4 protein-coding genes are annotated in these 7,269 nt (G+C 39.0%); all 4 read right to left on the bottom strand.

What is annotated here, in order from left to right:
• Window positions 1-49: 49 nt before the first annotated feature.
• The 4 genes from ABWO41_RS13515 to ABWO41_RS13500 all read right to left on the bottom strand — a co-directional run bounded on the left by ABWO41_RS13515 (window position 50) and on the right by ABWO41_RS13500 (window position 7,010).
• Window positions 50-1,120 (bottom strand): Gfo/Idh/MocA family protein, encoded by a 1,071-nt coding sequence (locus ABWO41_RS13515; protein ID WP_353138956.1) that lies wholly within the window; start codon window positions 1,118-1,120, stop codon window positions 50-52.
• Between the two features lie 222 nt (window positions 1,121-1,342).
• Window positions 1,343-2,434 carry an L-rhamnose mutarotase gene (locus ABWO41_RS13510; protein ID WP_353138953.1) on the bottom strand — a complete coding sequence of 364 codons (1,092 nt, stop codon included), beginning with the start codon at window positions 2,432-2,434 and terminating at the stop codon, window positions 1,343-1,345.
• A 5-nt stretch (window positions 2,435-2,439) separates the two neighbouring features.
• Window positions 2,440-4,362, bottom strand: a complete 1,923-nt coding sequence (locus ABWO41_RS13505) for a right-handed parallel beta-helix repeat-containing protein (RefSeq protein WP_353138950.1) — start codon at window positions 4,360-4,362, stop codon at window positions 2,440-2,442.
• A gap of 236 nt (window positions 4,363-4,598) precedes the next feature.
• The gene (locus ABWO41_RS13500) at window positions 4,599-7,010 is read right to left on the bottom strand and encodes a glycoside hydrolase family 2 TIM barrel-domain containing protein (RefSeq protein ID WP_353138947.1); all 2,412 of its coding nucleotides are present in this window, start codon (window positions 7,008-7,010) and stop codon (window positions 4,599-4,601) included.
• Window positions 7,011-7,269 lie beyond the last annotated feature (259 nt).

Raw genomic sequence — 7,269 nt, 5'->3', positions numbered from 1 at the left:
CTAAAAACACTTTTTACTTTTTACTTTTTACTTTTTACTTTTTACTTTTTTAAACTTCTATTTGACTTTCTTCTAACAAACTCTTCACTTTTACAGGCATTCCTGTTTTTAGCGATCGGTCCATAGCTTGCAATAACGCAAAAGTTCCTATACCTTCTTTCATATCAGGATAAGCAGTAAAACCTTGTTCTATACTATCCGCAAAATATTCGATATAGTTCTGATATTCTCCTGCGTGATGGCTTTGGCCTTCGAAACGGTAATAATATTTCAAAGTAGCATCTCCCCAGGTAATAATTTTGTCTTCACCAGTTTTATCTGTAACGGCATAACGCAATTCATGGTAATCTGCCTGACTTGCGCCTTCTGTACACCTTAAAATAGTGCTCATTCCGCTATCACGATAAGTTGGCTGTGTCGGGCTGGTATAAACGCCGCTTACACGAGCAATTCTTCCGTCTGTAGCTTTGAAAATAAAGTGCATAGTGTCTTCGTTCTTTAAGCCGCCAGCTTTTCCGTTTGAGCTTAACATTCCGTAACCCATTACCTCTTCGATATTTGGTAAATACCAACGGATAAAATCTACCGGATGGCTAAGTCCTCCATATAACCATTTAAAAGACACATCTAAAGCCCATGGCTTTTCTAAAAACCAACGGTGATCCGCATGGTAATGGGCCTCTATGGTGATTAAATCTCCAAGTATGCCTTCTTCAAAATCTTTACGCTGTCTTTTTGCCGGCTCGAAGAATCGTGAACTTTGCCCAACAAAAACCTTCTTTCCGGTCTTTTTAGCCAACTCTAATAATTCATTCGCATCTTTCAGGTTATCTATAAAAGGTTTGGTGCAGACAACATGCTTATCATGAAGCAAAGCTTGCTTAATATGCTGAGCATGTAAATGATCTGGTGTATAAATCGCTATGATATCAATTTCCTTATCATTTAACATTTCTTCATAACTTGTAGTATAAGAATGAAAATCAAATTCTTTAGCTCTCTGTTTACAAGTTTCTTCACTTAAATCGCACATGGTTTTCAATTGAACCTTTTTGCTATTTAAGACAGCGGAAATGGTACTTCTGCCCTCTCCTAATCCTAATATTCCTATTTTAAGCATTTTTATATTTTTTTTAACCCACAAGAGCACTATAATTTAGTACTTAGTATCAAGGCTGGTAGGCTAAAGCCTTTATATTAAAACCAAACTTTCAGCATTAACTCATTCGATAAACAACGAAAGAACAACATCAACCCTACCTTTCAGACTTAGTGAACCATCAATCATGGACCATGGACTATGGACAAACTTCAGTCCTCGGACTTCGGGCATCTCAATACGTTATTTAAAAAACACCCAGGTTTCATCTTTCTGTGTTCCTGGTATTCCTTCCTGATATTTTGCCATAATGGCGTTCCATTCTTTCACTTTTGGATTGTCCTTTTCTGTTAAAGGGTTCAACTCATCCAAAGTTTTTCCTTTCGGAATAGCGATAATCAGCATCAATTGTTTTCCGTTCCTAAACATGATTAAATGCTGAAAAGAAGCGTTACAAAAGCCTTGCGCAATCTCTGGCCATTCTTGATACTGCGTTTTATGATATTGCATATATTCTTTTTGCAGGGTTTTATCTGCTACCAAATTTGCTGTAAGAATGTAATACTCAAATTCTTTTACTGTTGAAGTATCTGCGCAATGACCTCTTTCGAAATGATAATAGGGATGATTATAAAACTTAATTCCTTTATTTTTAAAAGAAGTGGTTAAGGATGTTTTAACCGCCAAACTATCGTTACTTTGAGCAAAAATGATATAATGGTCTTTCCATCTTTTAATTACCGCATCTTTTAAATCAGCTTGTGCTGACGCCCAATTTTGCAAGCTATCGGTAAAGTGTTGCGTGGTATCCGTTGAAAGGATTTCCCACAATACCGGTTCGAATTGCTTGTGTGTTTTTTCCTTTTGTTTGGGTTGACAGGCTGTAAAAACCAGAAAAAGCGCAAACAAACAGATTTTTGAAGACACCAATAACATGTTATTCTGTTCCGGTTTTTCCTTAAAGTATCGGTACATTTTTTTTCTATCCTTCCCCTCATCCGCCCTTTGGGCACCTTCTCCCTCATGGAGAAGGAGAAAAACCCAATGTTTTGCTATAAAATACAGCTTCCTCAATTCGCTCTTCCATTTTCCCTCTCCTGTGGGAGAGGAATTAAGGGTGAGGGCTAAATTTATGTCAACACAAAAGGATTTTTTCGGAATCAGCCCCTTTTTACAATAAGGACGCCGTCCAAAAAGCAGTGCTTTTGTCAGGCTGAGCGGAGTTGAAGCCTCTATAGTGGTCGGGAGCACATTTCGATTCCCTGCCTGCCTCTCAACGTGACAGTTGAGTCTTTTCTGGCATCCACGACTTTCATTTACTCGATTAGTACTCATCGATATTATGGTTTATCGGTTTTAATACTCGCCTTATTTATCTCCCAATTTTTATCAGCAGCTGCTTTATATTTCCTTAAATGCTGATAGTCTTTTTCCAAACCCGCCTTTTCTTTAATTTCTGCTTTTACCATTGGACCGTTGTTTTCCCATACATTTCCCGGACCGTTGGCATTCTGCAGGAACTTTTCTGCTGGGCACCAGTTGTCCTTTACGTTAAAATATGCCGAGCCTTCGTCAGTATATAGATAGAACCAATGCTCTGGAATATGTGCAAATGGAGCTTTATAAATGCTATCTGCATAATTCTCCCTGATAGAAGAACCGGGTTGTGCCGACAATGTATAAACCGCCGCCACATCGTACATATGTTTTCCATAATGCGTGATCTTATTGGCTAAAACATGATTGTTGCTCATGGCATTGATGGTTTTCGTCCATCCCCAACCTAAAGAAATCCCGGTATAAGAGATCTCGTTAATTTCGTTATTTCTGATAGTGGTATTCTTGACATAACCTGCTCCTATTCCCACACAACCCCAATCATCATTGGTTACGTCCGTAATAAGATTGTTTGCGATTAGGGTATTTCCACTAACCTCACGACTATCTTTTGGATTGTATGGCAAATGGGTTTCGAAAGCTTCATCAGAAAAAACACCCAGCAAAATAGCCGATCCGCCAATATCTTTAAACAAATTGCCTTCTATTTTATCATAATGATTTCCTCTGTGATAATCTAAACCTGTTGACGCTAAATGAATGAATTTACAGTTTGTAAACGATGTATTCTCGCTATATTTTACCTCTACCGCAGCTCTTGGGCGACCAATCCAACCTTGGTTTTCTAATCCGGCTTTATCTGGTGTTCCCGGTTTTTTTAGCTTATAGGCCTCTAATAAATACATTCCAGCCTGTAGAGGCACATGCCCTTGCTGCGACGGACGTAACCAGGAGGTATACGAAAAAGTAATTCCTTCGAAATGCAAATGTTTTACCGGTTGGTCTATCGTCCCCTCTATCCTAACCAAATTTTCCAGATAAGGAACGATTACATTGGCCTTTGCCAGATCTTCACCTTTTCTTGGCCAGTAATAAATTTTACGATTTAATTTATCCAGATACCACTCCCCTTCCTGATTAAGGAATTGGATTGAATTGTTCAGGTAAAAACCAGAATTACCAGATTCCTTACTTATCCAGGGCGCAGGCCAGGGATGTTCTGATTGCACTTTGCTTTCCGGCTCGTAAAAAGAAAGTTTAATACTATCGCCCTGAAATTGCATGTGCTTAATCCTCAAGTTTGCGATTGCCCACCATTGATGAATAAACATTTCCATTCCTGCCTGAAACTTAAAACCTTTAATCTTTGGTTTAGGAATCCAGCAGGTTTGCTCTTCTTTATTCCATGACAATATCCTATCCATATTGCCATAAGCAGTACTCATGCTTCTAATCCCTTTAACATTATTTACCCAAAACTGCCTGAAGTCCAGAACCTGATCGCCAATTACAGGTGCATCTGCCACCCAAACTTTCCCTTTAGCTTCGGCAGGTAATCCACTCACACTTCCGGCTTTCTTCCAGCCTTTTACTTTTATTCCACCACTTAGTACAACCTCTTCATTCGAGGCATTTTTTATAATGGTTTTACTTTGCTCTGTCCCTGCATCTTCCGGTTTAATAAAGACAGATTCTTCCAGAAAGTAGTTTCCACCTTTCAGAAAAATCGTAGCACCATTTTTTACAGATTCGTCATTTAATCTTCTTTGCTCGCGAACCTTTCTAATAGCCATAGATAATGTCGCCAGAGGTTGTTCTTTAGTTCCTGCATTTTTATCACTTCCGTTGATAGCCACCCAAATTTCAGAAGCCGAGCATAGTCCGGTACTGAATAAGGCAATACAAAAAGTAATGTACTTTATCATTTCTTTGTTAGTTTTCAGTAAGCCTCACCCCCAACCCCTCTCCTCCAAAGGAGTCCCTTCGGGACGAAAGAGAGGGGAGCAGGGCAGTGCTTGTATTTATTTTCAATTTATCGCTTTGGATATTTGCCTTTAGCCTTTCTCTTTCAGCTCTCTCAACTTCGGTCCTCGGACACCCAACTCCGGATTTTATAGCCTCTTAGCAAATCGCTTTAAGCCTTATGCTTTTAGCTTTTAGCTTATTTCACTGCTTTAACAACCACAGACGCTCCCTCTAATCCTTCCGCAGCAGCTTTCAAAACAATATTTCCTTTTTCATTTTGTTGCGATTTCACAATGGCCAGAGCTTTTCCTTTGAAAGCCTTTCTTTCTGGTTTTGATAGTGAAGTCAAATCGGCCTGATAACCGTTATCAGTTCCGACAATTGACCCCTTCCCTGTTATTGTAAACTTAATCAGGTGGTCTGCATCCGGAACGATATTACCGTCTTTATCTACAATTTGAGCAGTGATGAAAGAAAGATCTTTTCCGTCCGCTTTTATATTATTCCTATCTGCGATTAATTGAATTTTGTAAGCCGAACCTGCTGTTTTCACTTCCTTTTCCAGAACGGTCTTACCTCCTTTTCTCGATACAACTTTTACGGAACCCGCTTCGAAAGGCACTTTCCACGAAACATGCAAGTCATCGCCATCCTCTTTCCGCTTAATTCCTTTTGATTTTCCATTCACAAAAAGTTCAACCTCATCTGCCTGACTGTAATATGCCCAAACACTAACCTCTTCTCCGGCTTTCCAGTTCCAATGCGGCAATACATGTAATACAGGTTTATCTGTCCATTCAGATTGATACATATAATACACATCCTTAGGGAATCCTGCCAAATCCACAATTCCGTAATAAGAACTTCTTGCCGGAAAAGGATAAGGAACCGGTTCACCCAGATAGTCAAAACCTGTCCAAACAAAAGTTCCCGACATAAACGGTCGTTTCTTGACCTCTTTCCAGGCTATTTCATGAGTAGTTCCCCAATACGCCGCTACATTATCATAAGCAGTAACCGTGAAATCAGGATTGCCACCAACTACATATTTATCTTTGGAACTTGCCGGCCATAATCTTAAGGTATCTGCCAAATCGTAAACTCCTCTTGTTGCCAAGGCAGAAACAGTTTCCGACGCCAGTAAAGGATAGCCTTTGAATCTCTTTGGCAAGCTATCGTAATCGAAATATTTGTAGTTAAAACCCAATACATCCAATGCTTTGCTTTGGAAAATGAAATTCTTCTCCGGCATTGTTTCGGTCAATGCTGCAATAACCGGTCTGGTAGGATCTATAGACTTTACAATTGCAGACAATTCTTTGGTAAGAGGAATTCCGGTAGCATCAAACTGCTCTCGGATTTCGTTACCAATGCTCCACATAAATACAGACGGGTGATTTCTGTCTCTTTTTACCAGATCTTCTAAATCCTGTTTGTGGTTTTCTTCAAAATCAAGGTGATAATCAAACTTGTTTTTTCTTTTCTTCCACATATCGAAAGCTTCGTCCATTACCAAAAATCCCATTTTATCACATAGTTGAAGAACCTCAGGCGCTGGTGGGTTATGTGCAGTTCTGATTGCATTAGCCCCCATGTCTTTCATTATTTGCAACTGCCTTTCCAATGCTCTGGTATTCATAGCTGCACCTAAAGCACCTAAATCATGATGCAGACAAACGCCTAATAATGTGTAGGGTTGCTCATTCAAATAGAAACCTTTGTCAGCATCAAAACGGAAGTTCCTTAGCCCTAAAGGATTTTTAACTTCATCAATAAGCTTTTTACCATCGTAAATTCTGGTAATTACTTCATATAGATTTGGTTGTTCTGGCGACCATAATGCTGGCTTTGTAATTGTTAAATCCTGACTGAGCTTAGTTGATGAAGATGCATTAACATTTACGGACTGATTTGCTTTTGTGACCAATTTACCCGCTCTGTAAATTCCAACTTCAACCGTTACCGACTTAGCTGCTGCCGCATTTTTTATTTCGATTGATACATTGACTTTTGCTTCGGTGGCAGTCACCTTCGGTGTGGTAATAAAAGTACCGTAGTTGGCTACCGCGATTTTATTGGTAGAGATCAAATAAACATTTCTGTAGATTCCGGAACCTGTGTACCATCTGGAATCTGGTTGCTGCGAGTTATCTACTCTTACAGCGATACTATTCGGAGTATTACCAAAGTTCAGGTATTTACTGATTTCATATTGAAAAGAGATATATCCGTTTGCTCTTTTACCTAAGTATTGACCGTTAATCCAAACCTCAGAATGTTTGTAAATTCCGTCAAATTGTATGTAAAAAAGCTGATCTTTTTTAGAAGCATCAACCGTAAAGGTCTTTCTATACCATGCAATACCTCCCGGAAGTGCTCCCCCATCGTTTCTAGCAGGAAATTCTGCTTTAAAATCAGATTCAATACTCCAGTCATGCGGCAATGCCAATGTCCGCCAATTGTTTGTATTAAATTTTAGATTTTTCGCCTGTGGTTCGTCACCCAGATAAAATTGCCAGTTATCGTTAAAATTTTGCACAATACGAGACTGTGCGTATGTGGCTACGGCAACTAAAATAAGGTAAAAAGAGAATAAGATTTTCTTCATAATAATTCTGATAATGACTGCAATACAGCCAAATGGTTTTCGACAATCTCTCTAACAAATATATTATTTGGGACATTGTGGAATTTATAACAAGTTCTCTAGGTATTGTAGGATATTATCTTTGGATGAGTTGGTTGGTTGTTAGGCTTTAGTTAGTTTATTAATAATTTCTGTCGAGAGGTATTTTTGTTCGGCTGTGCAAGTCCTTAATTACAAATAAAGAACAAGCGCTGACCAAAAGGCGAAACTACGACATTGG

It is taken from the genome of Pseudopedobacter sp. (assembly GCF_040392825.1).
Classification (GTDB): domain Bacteria; phylum Bacteroidota; class Bacteroidia; order Sphingobacteriales; family Sphingobacteriaceae; genus Pseudopedobacter.
The sequence above is the reverse complement of the archived record's forward strand: the minus strand, read 5'-3'. Positions and strand labels throughout refer to the sequence as shown.